18 protein-coding genes and 1 tRNA gene are annotated in these 18664 nt (G+C 60.5%); 11 read left to right on the plus strand and 8 right to left on the minus strand.

Translation table 11 applies throughout. The features are described from left to right. Nucleotides 1-91 precede the first annotated feature (91 nt). A complete protein-coding gene (locus tag ACVWZ4_RS26015; RefSeq protein WP_456735488.1) occupies nucleotides 92-682 on the plus strand; it encodes a TMEM175 family protein in 591 nt (196 codons plus the stop codon). 16 nt (nucleotides 683-698) lie between these two features. Here ACVWZ4_RS26015 and ACVWZ4_RS26020 read toward each other — a convergent pair whose 3' ends face one another. Then, entirely contained in the window at nucleotides 699-1085 is a 387-nt protein-coding gene (locus ACVWZ4_RS26020; protein WP_456735487.1) for a YciI family protein, read from the minus strand. 412 nt (nucleotides 1086-1497) lie between these two features. Further along, nucleotides 1498-2211, minus strand: coding sequence for a substrate-binding periplasmic protein (locus ACVWZ4_RS26025; RefSeq protein ID WP_456741484.1), 714 nt, complete (start codon nucleotides 2209-2211; stop codon nucleotides 1498-1500). A 326-nt stretch (nucleotides 2212-2537) separates the two neighbouring features. Between ACVWZ4_RS26025 and ACVWZ4_RS26030 the strand changes: the two genes are divergently transcribed. Next, complete coding sequence (locus tag ACVWZ4_RS26030) at nucleotides 2538-4940, plus strand: ATP-binding protein (protein WP_456741485.1); 2403 nt, start codon at nucleotides 2538-2540, stop codon at nucleotides 4938-4940. A gap of 349 nt (nucleotides 4941-5289) precedes the next feature. Then, nucleotides 5290-5363, plus strand: a tRNA-Gly gene (locus tag ACVWZ4_RS26035). Between the two features lie 502 nt (nucleotides 5364-5865). On the opposite strand, the gene ACVWZ4_RS26040 is transcribed toward ACVWZ4_RS26035, so the two are convergent. Then, the gene (locus tag ACVWZ4_RS26040) at nucleotides 5866-6345 is read right to left on the minus strand and encodes a hypothetical protein (RefSeq protein ID WP_456741486.1); all 480 of its coding nucleotides are present in this window, start codon (nucleotides 6343-6345) and stop codon (nucleotides 5866-5868) included. Nucleotides 6346-6504: 159 nt separating this feature from the next. Here ACVWZ4_RS26040 and ACVWZ4_RS26045 point away from each other — a divergent pair, with 159 nt between their 5' ends. The 5 genes from ACVWZ4_RS26045 (at nucleotide 6505) to ACVWZ4_RS26065 (ending at nucleotide 13743) form a co-directional block, all read left to right on the plus strand. After that, complete coding sequence (locus tag ACVWZ4_RS26045) at nucleotides 6505-7059, plus strand: hypothetical protein (RefSeq protein ID WP_456704194.1); 555 nt, start codon at nucleotides 6505-6507, stop codon at nucleotides 7057-7059. Nucleotides 7060-7292: 233 nt separating this feature from the next. Next, nucleotides 7293-8105: a hypothetical protein gene (locus tag ACVWZ4_RS26050; RefSeq protein ID WP_456741487.1), complete on the plus strand. Its 813-nt coding sequence runs from the start codon at nucleotides 7293-7295 to the stop codon at nucleotides 8103-8105. Nucleotides 8106-8221: 116 nt separating this feature from the next. Then, nucleotides 8222-10204: a hypothetical protein gene (locus ACVWZ4_RS26055; RefSeq protein WP_456741488.1), complete on the plus strand. Its 1983-nt coding sequence runs from the start codon at nucleotides 8222-8224 to the stop codon at nucleotides 10202-10204. 29 nt (nucleotides 10205-10233) lie between these two features. After that, nucleotides 10234-12348, plus strand: coding sequence for a type I secretion system permease/ATPase (locus ACVWZ4_RS26060; protein WP_456735482.1), 2115 nt, complete (start codon nucleotides 10234-10236; stop codon nucleotides 12346-12348). A gap of 27 nt (nucleotides 12349-12375) precedes the next feature. Further along, complete coding sequence (locus tag ACVWZ4_RS26065) at nucleotides 12376-13743, plus strand: HlyD family type I secretion periplasmic adaptor subunit (RefSeq protein ID WP_456704190.1); 1368 nt, start codon at nucleotides 12376-12378, stop codon at nucleotides 13741-13743. A 319-nt stretch (nucleotides 13744-14062) separates the two neighbouring features. On the opposite strand, the gene ACVWZ4_RS26070 is transcribed toward ACVWZ4_RS26065, so the two are convergent. Next, nucleotides 14063-14281, minus strand: coding sequence for a PRC-barrel domain containing protein (locus tag ACVWZ4_RS26070; protein ID WP_456735481.1), 219 nt, complete (start codon nucleotides 14279-14281; stop codon nucleotides 14063-14065). Nucleotides 14282-14288: 7 nt separating this feature from the next. Next, nucleotides 14289-14597 (minus strand): hypothetical protein, encoded by a 309-nt coding sequence (locus ACVWZ4_RS26075; RefSeq protein ID WP_456735480.1) that lies wholly within the window; start codon nucleotides 14595-14597, stop codon nucleotides 14289-14291. Between the two features lie 158 nt (nucleotides 14598-14755). Here ACVWZ4_RS26075 and ACVWZ4_RS26080 point away from each other — a divergent pair, with 158 nt between their 5' ends. After that, nucleotides 14756-14917, plus strand: coding sequence for a hypothetical protein (locus ACVWZ4_RS26080; RefSeq protein WP_456738619.1), 162 nt, complete (start codon nucleotides 14756-14758; stop codon nucleotides 14915-14917). A 450-nt stretch (nucleotides 14918-15367) separates the two neighbouring features. Here ACVWZ4_RS26080 and ACVWZ4_RS26085 read toward each other — a convergent pair whose 3' ends face one another. Further along, the gene (locus ACVWZ4_RS26085) at nucleotides 15368-15559 is read right to left on the minus strand and encodes a hypothetical protein (protein WP_456704186.1); all 192 of its coding nucleotides are present in this window, start codon (nucleotides 15557-15559) and stop codon (nucleotides 15368-15370) included. 576 nt (nucleotides 15560-16135) lie between these two features. Between ACVWZ4_RS26085 and ACVWZ4_RS26090 the strand changes: the two genes are divergently transcribed. Together ACVWZ4_RS26090 and ACVWZ4_RS26095 are read left to right on the plus strand one after the other, a co-directional pair. Further along, complete coding sequence (locus tag ACVWZ4_RS26090) at nucleotides 16136-16321, plus strand: recombinase family protein (protein ID WP_456735478.1); 186 nt, start codon at nucleotides 16136-16138, stop codon at nucleotides 16319-16321. A gap of 93 nt (nucleotides 16322-16414) precedes the next feature. Then, nucleotides 16415-16687, plus strand: coding sequence for a hypothetical protein (locus ACVWZ4_RS26095; protein WP_456735477.1), 273 nt, complete (start codon nucleotides 16415-16417; stop codon nucleotides 16685-16687). A 207-nt stretch (nucleotides 16688-16894) separates the two neighbouring features. Here ACVWZ4_RS26095 and ACVWZ4_RS26100 read toward each other — a convergent pair whose 3' ends face one another. Both ACVWZ4_RS26100 and ACVWZ4_RS26105 read right to left on the minus strand, forming a co-directional pair. Then, nucleotides 16895-17032 carry a hypothetical protein gene (locus tag ACVWZ4_RS26100; RefSeq protein ID WP_456705369.1) on the minus strand — a complete coding sequence of 46 codons (138 nt, stop codon included), beginning with the start codon at nucleotides 17030-17032 and terminating at the stop codon, nucleotides 16895-16897. A 421-nt stretch (nucleotides 17033-17453) separates the two neighbouring features. Beyond that, the gene (locus tag ACVWZ4_RS26105) at nucleotides 17454-18161 is read right to left on the minus strand and encodes a hypothetical protein (RefSeq protein WP_456735476.1); all 708 of its coding nucleotides are present in this window, start codon (nucleotides 18159-18161) and stop codon (nucleotides 17454-17456) included. Nucleotides 18162-18664 lie beyond the last annotated feature (503 nt).

Below are 18664 nucleotides of genomic sequence, written 5' to 3' on the forward strand. Positions count from 1 at the left end.
CCCGGGCGAATCGCAATGCGGCTGGACGCAAGCCGCCTGAGGATTTAGGGGAGAGGGCAGCTCAAGTTCCAGCCCGGACGGATTTGCAGAGATGGCCGATCCCACGCCCGACCTTTTCGAGATGCGCCGGCTGGAATCGTTGAGCAACACCGTCTTTGGTGTCGCGATGACGCTGCTCGCCAATGATCTGCCCAAGGCGGGCGAGTTCAAGGCGATGCCGACATGGAGCGATCTCGGCCAACTCTACTCCGGGCGCCTGACCGGCCTGATCCTGAGCTTCATCATCGCCGGTGTGTTCTGGATCAGCCATCACCGCCGGCTCGCCCGCCAACCGGAAGCGGGCCGCCACGTCGTGCTGTTAAACTTGGTGTTCCTGCTGTCGATCGTCCTGCTGCCGGTGACCAACGGACTCTATGGCAATTACGACAGGAGCAGCGCCGTGGCCGTGCTGTATGGCCTGCATCTCTCCGTCATCGCCGGGCTGAATGCATGGTTGTGGTGGCTCGTGATGCGAGGCTTCCGTTCCCAGCTGATCGCGGCCCTGTTTCCGCTGGCTGCATTGGTTCCGGGGACCGTAGTGGCCGCGTTCGCCCCGCAATATGCGTCCTATTTCTGGTTTCTGGCCTTTGGCGCGCTGCTGATCCGCCGCCGCCTGGATACGGCGGCGGCGGGCGAGACCTGAAGCGCCGCGCGATCCATCATCCTTTTGTCGCTGGCGCGCCGAACCCATCGGCCGGGACGTAAAGCTTGATCGGTCGGATTTCGTAAACCGCACTCGGATTGACCTCACGCAGCTTGCGCGCGGCCGCGATCGCCTCCTCATCCGTGTCGTAGTCGACGAGATGAAAGCCCAGAAGCTGCTCCTTGGTCTCGGCAAACGGCCCATCCAGGACGACTCCCGCGCCGGGGCCACGCAAGGTGTGGGCTTTCCTTGTGTCATCCAGACGGGCGGCCGGCCCAAGATTTCCGCTGGCCCTCAAGGGTTCCTGAACCTCGATGATTTTGGCGACGACGGCGGCGTCCTCCTGCGGCGTCCACGACAAAATCTCGCCTTCCACGTGGTAAGCCAGGATCGCGTAAAGCATCTCCACCTCTTCTGTTGGGCACGTAGCTCGAGGACGGTATCATCGTAGCCGCAGCCGACAATGGGGAGACTGAAAATATTGCGCCGGGTGAAACCGTCCCTGGAACCCGATTGCCGCCCTCGGGGTGAACGCTCGCCAATGTCGAGGCGACTGATGGCCACAACAGCAGTTGATCGCTCATCGGAGGCGCCCTGTGATGCACGGCGAGCAGGGACGTCGGAGCTTGCCGATCTGCACGACCGGGCGGGCCATCATCGCAATTTAGGCAGTTCGGTCGAGAGTGGTAGCGAGCGCATCGTCGAAAGCCGCCGCGGCAAGCGCGCGTCTGTGCTCGCCGTCTTCGGCTTCTCAGCCGCGCGGATTGCGGCGTCGGCGTTGCGCGCGCGGTTTCGCGGTCTCGAGGCCGCCATCGTCAGGGGGCGCTCAGCACCTGCTTGACGAGAGACTCGCGCAGCGCCGCCAGCTCGCCGCTTGCCTCCATCTGGGCGATCACCTGTCCAACCTTCGGCACGAGGTCGCGGTGGCTCTCGTGCAGGTAATGGAAGATGCGGATACGCTCGAGCGGCGGCGAGAGCGGATAGATTCTGCCCTGGAGATTAAGCTTGCGGACGGCGACCAGCCCGCTGAAGAGGTCGCTGACGATCACGTCGAAACGATCGGCATCGAGCATCCTGATCAAATTCTCGATGCCAATCGTCGCCGTGACCCTGTCCATGCCGCGCGTCCCGGCTTCCGACGAGCCGACGCCGCGGACGATTCCGATGCGGAACGCCCTGATCGAATTCCAGCCATCCACGTCGAAATGGAGCTTGGTCGTGAACACGGCGGGCTCGATGTAGTTGATCGCTGGCGTCACCTGCAGCAGCGTCGGGTATTCGGCCGACAACGTTCCGATCCGCTGGATTTCGCCGTCGACCGCACCGGCGCTCGACAGCGCGAGCGCCCGCTTGCCGGGGACGTCCACGAATTCGAGCTTGATGTTCAGCTTGGCGTAGACGGCGCGCAGAAGCTCGCCGCCGACATATTGATCCGGAATGTCGGCGATCCGAGCCAGCCGGATGACCGACTGCGCGTGGGATGAACCGGCTACAAACAGCGAAAGGCAGATGATGATGATCTGCCACATGAGCGCTTCTCGGCCGTCCCTTGCTACCATTGAGTTCTGATGCGAGCGCCATCTACCGGAGATGGCCGTTCCGCGGAGCCACAAGCTCACCGCTCGGCTGCCATTATCCTTGATATCACCAATGTCATTGTAGCACGCGAGGTGATAGTTTGCGCCAAGATCCTGCCGCTGGGCGCAAGATATGACCCCGCCGACCCCAGATCGCCCAAGGGCCGGCAGGATTGCTGCGCGCGACGCGTGCTGAAAGAGAATCAAAACCGTTGAATTGTGTGCGGCTGCGACCGGCAGGCCGAAGAGGAATGTCGCCATTTTCCGGGACGGGGTGCATGGGCAAGGCAAGTGACGAGAATCCCGATCGCAGCCGCGCTGTTGCGCCGGCGGCTGCGGAGCAGGATTTGAGCACTATCGGGGTTGCGTTTACGCCCCCGGTGCTCGCGACGTTTTTGTCGCGAATATCCAAGGGGGCGCGCAGCGGTGTCGGGCCACGCCTGCTTGCGGCCGTGCTGCTGTTCTCCTCGGTCGTGACGCTGACCCTGACTGCGCTGCAGCTGTATCTGGACTACGATCGCGAAGTCGGCGTGATCGAGACAAGGCTCGACGAGGTCGGTCGCAGCACCACGGGCAGCCTCGGCGAGAGCCTGTGGAGTCTCGACGAGAACCAGCTCAAGCTCCAGCTCGAAGGAATCCTGCGGCTGCCCGGTCTCCGCGCCGCCGAGGTTCGCGAGATCGCCGATCGGCCGCATCCCATCCGTGTTGCCGTCGGCGAACCCGTTAGCCGCTCGGTCGTGACGCGCGACTATCCGCTGACCTACACCGTTCAAGGGACCGCGCGTCCAATCGGCGTGCTCCATGTCGAGGCGACGCTCAGCGACATCTATCAGCAACTGCTGAACCGGGCCCTCGTCATCCTGGCAAGTCAGGCGGCAAAGACGTTCCTCGTCTCGCTGTTCATCATCTACATGTTCCACATTCTGGTGACCCGGCACCTGGTCGCCATCGCCGAGTTCGTCAGCAAGTACACTCTGGCGCGGCCGCCTCCGCCATTAAGTCTGGAGCGCCGGCCTCCTGACGATCCCGACGAACTGGATAAGGTGATCGACGCGTTCAACGCCATGTGTGCCAACCTGGAGCGTGCCTATGGCGAACTCCGCGAGGCCAACGCGAATCTCGATCGTGATCTGAAGATCCGCCGGCGCGCGGAAGACGACGCGCGCGCGAGCGAGCAGCGCTTTCGCGACTATGCCGAGACCGCCTCCGACTGGTTCTGGGAAACCGGTCCGGATCACGTGTTCACCTACATATCGGATCGGGCCGGCGCATTCGGCATGGACAGTAAGGCCGTGATCGGGAAACGACGTCCGGATGCCGCCTTCGATCAAAACTCCGAAGCGCAGAAATGGCGCGACCACATGGCGACGCTGGATCGCCACGAGCCGTTCCGCAAGTTCGAGTATCGCGGCCGCGATGCGGCCGGGCGTTTGCACTATTTCAGCGTCAACGGGCAGCCGGTGTTTGGCGACGACGGGCGTTTCATGGGCTATCGCGGCTCCGCTACCGATCTCACCGCGCAGCACGAGGCCGAGGAGCGGCTTCGCCAGTCACAGAAGATGGATGCGATCGGTCAGCTCACCGGCGGCGTCGCGCACGACTTCAACAACGTGCTGACCGTCATCATCGGAACCATCGAGATCATCCAGGAGGGGCTCGCGGACAAGCCCGAGCTCGCCTCGATCGCCGCGCTGATCGACGATGCGGCCTCCCGCGGCGCCGAGATCACGTCGCAGCTCCTGACCTTCGCCCGCCGCCAGCCGCTGGAGCCACGCGAGATCGATGTCAACGCGCTCGTCCTCGAGGCGGTGAAGCTGTTGCGGCCGATCCTTGGCGAGCATGTCGAGATCGTGACGCGATTTGCTGATGATGCATGGCCGGCCATGGCTGATCCGTCGCAACTTTCCTCTGCGATCGTCAATCTCGCCGTCAACGCGCGCGATGCGATGCCTGACGGCGGCAGGCTCACGCTCGAGACCGCCAACCGGGAGCTCGATGGCGCGGACAATGGCGACGGCGAAGCCGGCTCCTATGTCATGGTCGCGGTAGCCGACACCGGGCACGGCATTCCTGCCGAGATTCGCGACCGCGTGTTCGAGCCGTTCTTCACCACCAAGGGGGTCGGTCGCGGCACCGGCCTTGGACTGAGCATGGTTTACGGCTTCGCAAAGCAGACTGGCGGCACCGTGGCGATCGAGAGCGAAGAGGGACGCGGTACGGTGGTGAGGCTGTTGCTGCCGCGATCGGCGGGCGATGCGACCGCGGGAACCGGGCCGGCGCCGGCGCCCGCGCTGACGCATGGACACGAGACCATCCTCGTGGTCGAGGATGATCCGCTGGTGCAGGGCTACGTCATCGCACAGCTCGGCAGCCTCGGCTATCGCACGTTGATCGCCAGCGATGGCGCAACCGCGCTGGCGTTGGTCGACCGGGGAGCGAGCTTCGATCTTCTGTTTACCGACATCATCATGCCAGGCGGCATGAACGGGCGGGAATTGGCAGACGCTGTCCGGCTCCGTCGGCCGGGCGTGCGGGTGCTCTACACCTCAGGCTATGCCGACAACACCATCGTTCACGAGGGGCACCTCGATCCCGGCGTGGCGTTGCTCCGCAAGCCGTACCGGAAGGCTGACCTGTCGCGGAAGATCCGGGAAATGCTCGGGGGCGAGGCGGCGCTCTGAGGGATGCGCGCCATGTCGGCGAAATGGTCAGGCCAATGAAAAGGCGCGGCGGGAAGATCCCGTCGCGCCCGATTTCTTGCTCGCTGGTCCAGGGCTGAGAGCGCCCCGATGCCAAGCCTCTTTCAAAGCCTAGCGGGCGATCCCAGCGAGGTGACAGCGCTTGGTAAAAGACACTGGATCACCTCCTTTCGTTGATTGCGGGAGCTCTCAATATAGGCTGGATGGCCGTGCCTGTTAAGGGGAGGCGCCGCTGGGGGGAACCGGACCTGTGCGCAAGGCCGGAAAGCCGGCGAAAGCCGTGCCTCGGGTAGTTGAGGCTGCCGCCCGGCCGTGTTAGGGAGCCCCTGTCGCGGGTGTAGCTCAATGGTAGAGCAGCAGCCTTCCAAGCTGAATACGAGGGTTCGATTCCCTTCACCCGCTCCAATGATTTCAAGAACTTACGCGACCTTATTCGGACCGTGAATCCAGCGGGGCTGCCGTTCCATTCGGACCGAGATCACGCACTGTTCTCCTCCTTGTCGCGATAGGTGCGCGTTTCTTAGCGCCACTGATGATTTGATTGGTGGTTCGCTTTCGATAATGCTCGACCATGAACGTCGCAAAGTTATCTCTCTCACGCTGCAACCACTCCCAGCCGACGGCGCGATATTCCGCAAACACCCAATCCAATGTGCCAGTAACGGCGACCGCTGGCTGCAGCTTCGGCGCAACCTTCGTATCGCCCGATCGAACGCAGGCAGCAGGATCGCTTCCGCGCGCCGGACCGCCGCGTCATCGTCGAGACCGAGCGGCTCGTGGCGCAGCGAGCAGCCTGGCTTCTTGACCGGGCAGACGTTCCGCACTGATGATGGGGACAGGTCCAATGGCAACTTGAGGATCAATTGGGGATCGGGATCGAATTAGTCGCTGAAGCCCGATAAGGGCATTACTGCCGACGCATGACGTAGGTGTCGAATGTCTCGCGCCATCGGACGATGTCCCGGACCTGACGAACTGCGACTTGATCGGCAGAGAGCGAAGAGCCCAGTAGATTCGGGGCATCCAATCCGAGCGGAGCGACCGCTTCGTAGTCGTATAGATCGGACGCTATGCTCGCGGCGTCCATGCACCCCGCGAGGAATTGCTCGTCCTGGCTGGCACTGAGAAGCATAATCTCTTCTCCTATCCGATAGTCCAACCCGGTAATCGTGCGCCATACTTCTGTCTGAACCTGGCGCATCGCAGCCCCCTTGATTGGGCGCGTTTGCCGCTCCGCTGCCAGGGTGATCAGCATGCCTAGGAGCCCGATCATATACGGCTCAAGCCAGATCGAACTCGGAATGTCGTCGAGACGGCATCTGCTTGCCTCAACCAATGGCTGGATCGTCGCGACTGCGGCATTGCGCACACGGGCCACGTCGATCATTGTAAAAAGCCACCTCAGCATCGAGCTTCCACCATTGCTAGCGGGCCGTCGGCGCGAACGAGCGTAGCGCGGTAGCGTCAAAGTAAGCTAGAATGCCAATGTTCGTCGGCTTGGCAAGGGATTGCTGGTCGTCGGGACGTCCACGCGGGGGTCAAGCCAATGACTGTGAGCAGACTACCTCCCAAACCGGATTTCAGCGCGCTTGAGGCGACCGCGCCGGAGTCTGCCGGCCATAGAACGAACGTTCTCGCGCTCATTGGCAATCTCATCTTCAATTGGTCGAACAATGAGAGCCTGTTCATTTACGTTCTGATGCTTTTGCTTAGTACGGACGAAGCCTCGGCTGCGTTGGTGTTTGCCACGTTGAACACGACGCGAGCCCGTCTCGATTTGATTCAACGGCTGGCCAAGATCAAGATTAGAGATCAAGCTCTTAATAGAGACTTGAACAAGCTCATCGACCGATTCAACGACACGACGCAGGTTCGTAACGAGCTCACGCATTGCATGTATGCGGTCGACGAGAGCGGCGAGATAGTCCAGACCCAATCCATGCGCGTCGTTCAGACCCGCGCAAGCCTCGCGTTTGGAGAAACGCGACCGGTCGATGAGGCTCGTCTGAAGTCGCTTTCCGAGACGGTCCGCGCGATGATCCGCATCAATCGGGATATTTGGGAGTTTCTGCCCAAGCTCGAGGCTCACCTGCAGCAATGAAGCATCCGGGATACCTCTATGGTAGTAGACGGATCACGCCGACTACTTCGGAAAGCCATTTGAACGCCTCTCAGGACTTGGACGATGCTAGCTGCGCGGACATCAGGCGATGTCTGCAGTCGGGAGAACCCGGCTCAACGCAGAGCAGTATCGAAAGACGTGAGAGGCCGCAGACGCAGAAGATCAGCGACCGCGAACGTTGACGATGCTCCAAACCCAAACAGGAGTATCTCATGTCCAAGAAACAGGGCCAACTACAGGGCCAAGCTCAGGGCCAGCTGAACTTGCAGGGACAGGGCCAGGGCCAGTTGAATCTGCAGGGACAAGGCCAAGGCCAGGGCCAGGGTCAGGGTCAGGGCCAAGGTCAGGATCAGACGCAGACTGCTTCGCAGGCGCTCTACAACTCAAGCGACAACTCGAGCGACAACAGCAACGACAACTGGAACGGCAACGGCAACCTGAATGCCAACGGCAATCTGAACGCCAACGGCAACTTCGACCACAACGACAACGACGTTCACAACAAAGTCGACAACGCTGTCGACAATAATGTCGAGAACACCGTCGAAAGCAAGGTCAACGTGGACGTCAAGGTCGACCTCGATCTGCATGCAACCGGCCTGAGCTCGCCGGTGATCGATATGCACGACATGAGCCACTTCAGCGATTCGTTGATCATGCCGCAGGTCGTGAACCAAACGCTGAACGGCGACGGCAACCAGTTCAACATCGATCAGGTGAATAACCTGGTGAACAATGGACATGTTGAGAACGCGAACGTCACCTTCACCGGTGGCGAGACCGAGCATGGCGGCGGGTTCAGCATGGAGGCCAAGGCCCTTGGCGGTGACTCCAGTGCCGACCACAGCCATGTCGGCGACGTCACCGGTACGTCCGCCAGCGGCATCGCCGCTCACGCCGACGCCGCCCTGACGCAGTCTGCCTTCACGCAGACGATCACGCTGGGTGCCAACATCCAGTTCAACAGCCTGACGATGCAGGTGGCAGGGAACGACCTGCACGACGCGCACGACATCACACATTAGTCGTCTCCATGGCCCGCGCGGCTTCGAGCCGCGCGGGCCTCGTCGTTTTGGCAGCAAGCGGTATTGCAACGTGCGCTTAAGCTCGCGGAGACGCAATCTGTCAGCGGAGATCGACAATGATTCCGGGCGGCTTGACGGAAGCAATCTCTTATTTTTCCGGTTACCTCCATCTCTTCGATGACATAGCACGCGATCGTGTGCAACTTGACGGAGGCCCCGGCGCGCGTGCCGCCGACGGGGACGATACGCCACGCCCGCTACAGAATAGCGCCCCACTGAGCTTCGACGATCTTCAGACCACCGCCGTAGAACCTCCAGGAAACCTGCCGGACGACACCCATCAATTCGTTCGGGTGCCACAGTCACATCTGCCAAAAATAATATGGCCTGAGGCAGACGTCCCCGACGCGCCAGATCGATTGCTGCCGCCGCCGGCGCCGCCGCCGTTCTTCAGCGGTGGCGGTGGCGGAGGCGGTGCCGGCGCCAGCTTCGACGTAAAGGTTGTGTATCACCCCGGTGGCGAGCAAAGCGAGATTGAGACTCATCAAGTCAACGCGCTTTTCAATGACGGCAATGACCTGATCGGGACCACCTATCCCCCGATCATGAACCACCTCATCCAGATTTCGGATCAACTGCTTGGTACGATGATCCACCAGGTCAGTGATGCCATTCCGGAATCCTGGAAGCTTCCGCACGACACGTCCGCGATCGTTTCCGCACTGGGCGCGGCGGACAAGGACTGGAACAACAGCCATGGTGGTTCAGGCAATCCCCCGTCCGTCAAGGAGGGCTACCAATTGAACGGGCAGCCCGACGCGACGGAGCCGGATGCTCTTCATCAAAATCTGACATCGCCGCTCGACCATAAGCCCGGGGACACTGGTCACCAGCTTGGACAATGGGCCGATGTCGGAGACAATCACCTGACTAACGCCGCGCAGATCGTTGATCTCGGAAGCGCCTGCAAGACAATGATCGTGCTGGGAAACGATTACACCACGAACGCGATCTTCCAGGTCAACGCCAGTGCGAATAGAGATCATGTCGAAACGAGCGGCAGCGGCGAAACCTCCGGCGGCGTCCATTTTACGCCCGACGAGTCGACCAACGCTGCCGGGTTTGTCCAGCACGCGTCGGTTTATGCCGGATCTCCGGGAGCGCCTGGCGCAACGTGGGATATCGATGTCGTCAATGGAAATTACCACCAGGTCCACACGCTGACGCAGGTCAACTACCTCTCCAACAACGATGTCGTCGAGCAGAAGAGCTCGGACACGCACTACGAGGTTGTGGCTGGCGAGAATCAGCTGATGAACGTGGCTCAGCTCACGAACGGTGACTTCAAGTACGATATGATCATCGTGGGCGGATCGTACCACTCCGCCAATATGATCTATCAGTACAATATCCTGGTGAATAACGACATCATTCACTCCGCGAATAGCGCGGGCGGCGCCGACGGACTTGGTGAGCCGTCAATCAGTCTCGGCGGAAACCACCTCATCAATGCGGCGACGATCGATACATACGGAGGCCAGAGCGTCAAACCGCTCAATGGCGGCCTTCAGCAGATCGTCAACCAGATCGAAAATGGCCAGACCAGCATGGATCCATCGCTGGCATCTCAGATTCACGGCTACGGCGGAACGCTTCATGTCTTGTACGTGACTGGCGATTACTACGATGTCAACGCAATCTGGCAAACCAATCTGCTACAGGACAGCAACTACGTGCTGCAGGAGGAGACGTCGCCTGCGCCCGGTAATCCACTCATAGGGAATGGTGCGGCGGAGCAGTCAGTCATTGCCGGTCATGATATGGACCTCAACCTGGCGTCGATCGTCTCCGTGAAGCCCGATCAGGCCTTTGTCGATGGGCAGGTTTACTCCGATTCCGTGCTAATTCAGGCGAACATGCTCCCTCAGGGCGGATGCTCTGGTGGAAGCGGCGGGCACTGGAACGATCCTCACGCGCTTGCTCCGGAGATCGTCGCATTCCTCAACGACACGAAAATCGTGGATCCGACACCGCATCCCGTCGTTCACGTGACGACCATGGTGCATCACGATGATCCGATGTCACACATGATGCATTAGCAGATCAGCACAAACGGAAGAGCCGGGTGATGGACAGATGGGGCATCGGAAATTCATCGGACGCTGCGCGGGCCGGCGGGAATCCGCGCGCGCCGAGTGTCGTAAGGTTCGATGCGCACCATGGCCCCGTCGCCGCTCCTGAGGAACAGGGTCAGGTCCGGGCGTCACCCCGGGCAGACATGGGGGCGTCCAACCCGGTGTTCAGCCAACGGGCCGAGGCAAGGCATCCGCAGGTGCACTCGAAGGACCCGCAAGCGAGCCCTCCACTGGCGATGCGGGACGGATCGCGGGCGGCGGTCAATGCGACGGCCGAGGACCGAAAAGTATCGAACTCAGGCGGATCGAACGGCGGTGGAACCGGGAGCGGCGGAGGCGGTGGTGGCCGCGGATCGTCGCCATTGCAGAAAGCCACCGGGGGCGACGAATACCGGGAAACTCTTTCCAAAGGTCTAGCGTCGATCAAACGAAATTTTCTGACGATTGGGCTCTTCTCATTCGTGGTCAACTTGCTGGCGTTGTCGATTCCAATCTACCTCTTCAACATGTCCGATCGCGTGCTGACCAGCCGGAGCGTCGATACCCTGATCATGCTCACGACAATTGTCATATTTGCGATTGCAGCACATGTGCTCATGGACATGATGCGTCGGTTCATTCTCATGCGAGTTGCCGTTGACACCGAGGCGCGGCTGGGCGGTCCTGTGCTCAGTGCGGCGGCGAAGGCGGCACAAAGCGGCTCGAGCCGGGAATTCCAGACACTTGCCGATCTGCAGCAGCTTCGGTCCTTCATAACCGGGCCGGTTTTGTTGACGATGTTCGATGCGCCAATTGCGCCCGTTTATTTGATCGTGGTGTTCCTCATTCACCCGCAGCTTGGAGTGATCGTCACCACCGCCGGTCTTGGCCTGACCGCGCTGGCCTTGCTGAACCAGCGTGTCACGGCCGATCCGTTTACCCGGGCGAGCGCCTTCGTAACTCGCGCCAACCTTCAGGCCGAAGCCATGGCACGCAACGCGCAAGTGATAAACGCCATGGGCATGATTCCTGAGGGCGTTCGAGTGTGGGGCCAGGAGACCGTTGAATCGCTCAAGGCGCAGGTGATCGCTCAGGACCGCAACATCTTCATGACCGGCCTCTCCAAATTCCTGAGGTTGGGGACGCAGATCGCAATCCTCGGTTGGGGCGCGGTCCTTGCGCTGGAGGCGCACCTTACAGGTGGCATGATCATTGCCGCCTCCATTGTGTCCAGCCGCGCGCTCGCCCCGCTTGAAGGCACGATCGAGGGCTGGCGGAGCTACGTTCACGCGCGGTCCGCCTATCAACGCATCAGGACGCTTCTGCAAAACACCCCGCTCAATCTGCGTCGGCTGCGACTGCCGAGACCGGAAGGACGTCTCAGCGTAGAGCGTATTCTCTACGTGCCGTCGGCCACGAAAAAGGTGATCCTGAACGGCGTGAGTTTTCAGCTCGAGCCCGGCGAATCCCTCGCGATTGTCGGCCCGTCCGGCACGGGCAAGACCATGCTCGCGAGAATGCTCGTCGGGTCCATCATGCCCACCGCCGGCAACGTAAGGCTCGACCTGATGGACCTTCGCAACTGGGATCCGCGCCAGTTCGGCGAGTGCGTCGGCTATCTACCGCAGGACGTTCAGCTCTTTCCAGCGTCCATCAAGGCCAATATTGCGCGTATGCGGGACGATGCACGCGACGCCGATATTTTCGATGCAGCGGAAACCGCTGATGTGCACGAGATGATTGCCGAGTTTCCTCAGGGTTACGAAACCGTCATCGGCATGGATGGCAGCCCCTTGTCAGGAGGCCAGCGGCAACGGATCGGACTAGCTCGCGCGTTCTACGGTAGCCCGCGTCTCGTGGTGCTCGACGAACCGAACGCCAATCTCGATACGAGTGGAGAGATCGCGCTGGCCAAGGCGCTGTCCCGAGCCAAGCAGAAGGGCACGACCATCGTTGCGGTCACGCAGCGCCCCGCGCTGCTGCAGAGCGTCGACAAGATCTTGATCCTGCAGAATGGGTCGGTGCAGGCATTCGGAGCGCGAGAAGAAATGATCCATCTCCTTTCTGGCCGCAAGCCGCCGAATGGGAGCGGACCGTCTGCTGGCGGGCCGCCGATCCTCAATGCGTGACGTACGGTTTATCCTAGGGGCTTATTCATGAAGTTCCTTATTGACGCAGTCAGGCGAAAACGGGTCCAGGAAAGGCCATCCTGGGATGCGGATCTCCCGCGTTCGACGAAGGCAGCCACGCTCGGAGGGGTCCTGATCATCGCGTCGACCGTCATGGGCTTCGGCGTGTGGGGCAGCACGGCCCCTATCGCCGGTGCGGTGGTTGCCTCAGGCGTGTTCGTCGCCACGGGTGAAAACAAGACGATCCAGCATCTCGAGGGAGGCGTGATCCGAAAGATCGCCGTGCGGGAAGGCAATGTTGTGCAGGCCGGCCAGACGTTGATGGAGCTCGATCCCACGACGCCGAAGGCTGAACTGCGACGGCTACAGATCCGACAGAGTCGCCTGGTTGCAGAGGACACGCGCCTGCAGGCCGAAATTCACGAACAGGATGCGGTCAGCTTTCCGGACGAGTTGACCGAAAGGGCCAGCGATCCGGAAATCCTCGAGATTCTGAATACTCAGCGAATGACGCTTGTTGCCCGCCGCAATAATTTGAAGAGCGATATCGCCGCGGTCGAGGCGAGCATCAAGGCGATTGAGGAGCGCATCGAGGGTTCGAAAGTGCAGCTCGACAGTGTCAAGCGTCAGATGGAACTCCTCGATGAGGATATCGACACGAAGCAGCGTCTTCTCCAATCTGGTCTGGTGAAGAAGCCGGATGTCTTGCTTTTACAGCGAACCAAGGCGAACCTGGAGGGCGAAGTCGGACGGATCATGGCAGACATTGGTGACGCAAAGGAACGCATCGCCCGTTCGCTGGAGCAAATCACGGGGTTACGAAGGGACGCGGTGAAGAAGGCGGTCGACCAGTTGCGCGATGTCCGTGGCGAGCTTGCAGACGTCAACGAGCGGGTTCTCAGTGCAAAGGCGGTGCTCGATCGAATCAACATAGTCGCTCCGGTCGAAGGTATCGTGGTCAAGATGCGGTATCACACCGAAGGAGGCGTCGTCGAACCCGGCAAGCCAATCATGGAGATACTGCCGCTCAACGCTGAACTCATCATCGAGGCGCGCGTGAGGCCGCAAGATATCGATAGCGTGAGGCGAGGTCAGCACGCGATGGTGCGGCTTACCGCTCTCAGCCAACGCGTCACACCGATGATCAGTGGCGATGTTATCTATCTTTCGGCGGATTCCCTGCCGGATGAGCACAAGTCGATGCAAGTGGGTCCTACAGACGTCTACGTCGCGAGGGTCCGCCTGAACGCAGCAGAAGCTGCGAACCTGCCGAATTTCAGCCCGACGCCCGGAATGCCGGCCGAAGTCTTCATTAAGACCTCGGAGCGGACCTTCCTTCAGTACATCGCCAAGCCGCTTGAGGACAGCATGACACGGGCGTTTCGGGAACGGTAAGCCGAACGGATAGCGTCAATGAGTGGAAGCTCGAATCAAATGTCGGCGTGACCATGGCCATGCCGGCGGCTGCGGTTTGCTTGTGGGGGCGCCGTATGGCTGCTGGGCAAGCCGGGCCCGGGCCGCTCATCACTAGCGCAGTGACCATGGCCCATGCCGATGGTTGCGGTTTTCCCCCAGCCGCGGCAACCCCGCTTTCATCCCGCATGCCGATCTTCCGAAAGATCGCGACTGATGTTAACGCTAGACGTCAAACGACTTCCACAACCCAGCTTTGGTCACGGGGCGGCGCGGTTTCGGTGAAGTTGATGCTCAGCCATCAGTTCTGGAGCAGCTTGACGGTTGAAATCGGCCATTCACCTTCATGCCCGGCGATTGAAATCCGAAGTCCGTGCACTTCGTCGAGATGGACATGATCAATCGTTCCAGCTTTGCCGTCAGTCATGATAACCGTCTTACCGATCAACTCGTCTTCCGCAGCTTGCAATTCCCGGAGGATGCTAATGGCTCTTTCCTCACAAGTGCTCAACGTCGTCATGCGCTCGTCACGAAGCCAACGTGCCCCGAAACGGACGTGTGAGCTTGTATCGTATGACAATGAGCCAAGCCCACAGCTTCGCGAACCAGTGAAGCTTCAGTAGCTTCGGCTTCACCACCGCGAACAGTCGTTCCACAATGAGTAGACTGGCGGCATACGCTGCGATGATCATGGTTGTGCCGGTGATCCAGTGGCCTTCACCCGCCAACGCCACAGCAACGAGCTTCAAAGGCTCAACCAGACAGACCGGCACGGCTAAGAGCGTGAGTGATTGGTAGGGACCAAGTTTGTCGATGGCTTGCCGCAAGCGAGTCAAGGTTTCGGCCTCCTTCCGGCCTAAGCGAATAGAACTCTCAGTTGCGCAGATGAGTTCCAGTGGCGGTTCGGATTGGTAAGAAGTGGCTGGGCCGATGCTCCGCGTCCGTGCTCCCAGAACATTTCTCCCGTCGTAGCGTTAGCCGTCAGGAGCAAATCATGAATGATCAGGACTGGCGCTTTTACGGATTTGTGGGCGGATGCTTACTGGCCGCAGGCATCTTCCTCGCAGCGGTTGTCGGCGGCCAGGTTGGTGGAACACGTGTGGCTGAGTTGCCTCAAAACCAGCACGGTGAGACAGGTCAGAAGCCGCGAATGTAAGTGATGGACTGCGGCCAATTAAGGCGCGGAGCGTGGCGGTAAGGCAGCCGTGCCCTTGTAGACTTGGCTGACTATGCGGTCCTGCTCTGCCGCTCGCATTTCCCGCGCAGTCTTTAGTGCCCGCCGAATGAAAGGGTCTTCTGTCTCTTTGGACAAAGTCATGAGCCTATTGCAGTTGTGGCGGTTCACTTGCAGACCAGCACGGACGCGATTGGCTTTCTCTTGGAACACGCGTGTGCAGTTGAGGGGTACAGCATGCGGCATCGATCGGGCCAAACGACCCGATTGGACCCTGAGCGGATATTGGACCCTACCTCCGAACGGACTGCCATGCTTTGATGGGCGGTCTTCGGCCCGGGAGCCGTTTTGGCGGGCGATATGGTGGAGCGGCGGCTGGTTGGGCTTATTGATAATGCGCGTCGGCGACAAATTGCGAAGGGCGTGTCGTCGTTATGTCCGACCAACGCTCGTCACTTTGCCACTCGGGTCGTAAGTTATGGTGCATCCCAACATCGTAAATGAGCCGCCACGGGCATCAATGACTTCTGGGTTTCTGTAGTTTTGGTCCCATTTCATACCGCCGCAAATTGCTTCGAGTTCTTCGGCAGTGAATTCGTGAACGATCTCCGCAAACTTGGTCATATATTCTGTCCCGTTATGAGATAACCACACTACGAAACTCACTCGGGAATATAGGCCGCATCGTTCGGTTCCACTGTGCGAAGGATCACGGTGGACTTGGGTGGCACAGGCCGTCCGGTCTTGGCCGGGACTAGACCGTTCCGCGATACGTGTACTGCACGACCTGCAAGGTCAGCTGGAAGCGCGGGTCGTTAGCGTTCGTAATCGGGCATCGTTTGCCAGAGACGGCGGGGCGGCCAGTTCGTCATCGCGCAGCGGTGCAAAGTCAGTTTTAAGTTTTCGTCGAGATCGTGAGCCTCCTGTGAGACGTGCGGCATCTCTATCGCGACCTCATTGTCTCTGCTGTGAGTAACCCCACTCGGCTTTGGTGATCCTACGAAATCAGGCGCAAGGCCGCCGACGGTGCGGTCGCATCTCTCACACGTATCGCCGCCACCCAGGCGGGCGCAAACTCAGATCAACATGCGTGTCCGACGGGACGATCTTCTACGTTTCGAGCATCTAGCTCACAAGCGCGCGGTGGCCCGGAAGTGCTCACGGCGATGTGGGCAACGGCGCAAGAGAGTGAGGATTTCCATGAGTGATATCATTAGCTATGCGCGGGTCTCGACCGACGGCCAGAGCGTCTCCGATCAGATCGTGCAGCTGAAGGCTGCGGGCGCGACCAAACTACTGTCCGAGAAGCTGAGCGGCGCGCTCGCAAAAATGGGTGGGCCCGCGTCTCTGCGGCTCGCATTCAAACATCGCCGTCCCCCGTTTTAACGGAGGACGGCAATTGGCATTCGTGCTATGCTGCGCGGCAGACCGATACCACCCACTGACAGTGCGACGGCATCGGCTGACGGAGGAGCGCGTATGACGAAGCACCGTCCAGGAGTCTTGCTGGCCTTCGCCGCATCTGTGCTGCTGCTGGGGGCCGTCAGCGCCGCCCACGCCGGCGGTCTCTGCGGTCCCGGCTGTCACTCAACCATGATGGGGGCCTGTGTGGTCGACGGCTGGGGCACCGGCGCGCGCGTCTGGAACGAATGCCCGGCGACGACGCGTCCACGCCCGCCTTGCGGCGGATCGGATTACGTCTGGAGCCAGCGCAAGCGGGCCTGCTTCCCGAAGGTGGCCGATTGGATCTAGCCTACCAGCCGCCGGAGTCACCGACGCGTCCAGCGGCAGCATGTCGCGATGAGGTTCGCAGAACCGCGAGAGCTTGTTGCTTCTGCGCTCCAGCGCCTTCTTGTCGACGACCGGCTTGTCGCTGCGACCGGCCTAACAGCCACTCAGCCAGATGTTCACGGTACGGCTGTGGGTGATGTACGGTGGTGATCTTGGACACATCGAGCATCACCTGGCCCTCGGCCCGCGGATGAAATAGGCGACGTCGACGCTCGTCAGCACGACGCCGGCGAAGCTGCCGTCGGGATGATTGAAGCGGCAGGACGCGGGGATTACCCACTGTCCGCCGGACCGGCTCTTGACCATCTTGCGGCCCCTGCAATGAGCATGGAAAGAAGTGCTCTGCGACCAAAGTACTTTCCGAGAAGCTGAGCGGCGCGTTTTGACCGACCGTAATTGCGAAAGGCAATCACTGCGCTTGGAAAAGGTGACGTGCTGCAGCCGCTGGATTGGCACTGCTGAGCCCATTCGCCGCCGACGCGGCCGATCTCGCGGTCAAGGCGCCGCCGAAGCGGGCAGGCGCACCTTGCGAGAGGTTTGGGCTATTCTCAAGGAGGCGGCAGGATGCCGCGAACTCTCATCACCTCAATGTCCTGCGCTGGAGGGATCATCGATGGTCCGCTGCGTCCTGCTAGGCGGCGCATCTTCAGCCTCGCGCCAACACCTCAACCGGTTTGGCCGAAGCCGGGGCGCGCCCGGATGGCGTGCTCTGCGGGCACCTTACCTTCTAGCAGCCTCGGCAGATCGTGAGATTGGACTTCAGCTTCTCAATTTCTGCTTGATCGCTCAGCGACTGTTTCGCCGATGGTCTCTCGGCAACGTCGGCCTTTTGCCTGACCTTGGACTGTTTTGGGCGAGTTGTAATGAGCGCCGGCTCGCCTGTCTGCTCGTCATCGTCGATACCTACTGTAAAGCCATCGGGACCGGTCTCCCGCGACGGAGACAGCTTGCCCGTGCGCGACTTGGGCAAAATGTCTATAGCCGGCGTTGCCAAAATGTTGCCGGTTGCCGGTGCCGGCGCGTCTTTGTCATTGGCAGGCGGTGGCGAGTGCTTGGTGGCTGCGGATCGTGCCGAACTTTTGGCGGCCGCTCTTGGCGCTGGAACGTCATCGATCGCCATTGGTCGAGAAGCGTTTTTGGTAGCCGGTGGCGACGCACCTTGGGTGGTCGCCGATGGCGGCGAGGCGAAGATAACGGGCGGCGGATTCATCGGGACTTCTGGCGCCACTGTCGGCGGAGACGACGAACCTTTGGCTGTCGCCGGGTTGCGGCACAGACTGAGACCGCCCCACTGGCAGGTAGCCGGTGTTGGCGAACCTTGTTGGGTCACCAAAGGTGGCGGGGCCAGCGAGGTTTGACATCGCGCGCCGCCGTGCAGCCAAAAACCTCCAAACAACAAACCGACGGCAAATAATGCAGCGCTTTTCAATCGCATTGTGCAATCCGCTGTGCTGTTGAAATCACTGACACCTTGGCTGCGCAATCTGGACTACTCACATCGCGATCAAAAGGTGACCAAAATACGGAGGATCACGAAGTACGCCTGATCATGCGCTATAACTAGACAGACTCCTATCCGAACCGCGTTTCGAATGCGGTGACTTTGGGCCCGATTTATTCCGCACAGCTTGCAACATAGGTCTGAAAGCGCCGTGACCGTCCTTATCAGGCAGGTCGGCAGAAGCACTGGAACAAGGTCAAGAACCGGCAACATCCTGCGATGGAACCGGGAGCCACAGCAGAAAGCCGAACCCCTTTCCGGCCAGTAAGCTGGCTAGAAGCGAAAAAGCGTCGGTGAGAAATGGCCATTTCCGGGGCCCCCCAACCGAGAGCGCCGCTCCAACCGAGACCAGAAACGGGACGAGAGAGACGGCTATGACCCCAATCGCTTCGCGCGTGTCCATGAGGTTACCACCCGGATAGGGAGAGTATACACGT

It is taken from the genome of Bradyrhizobium sp. USDA 4472 (assembly GCF_054058595.1).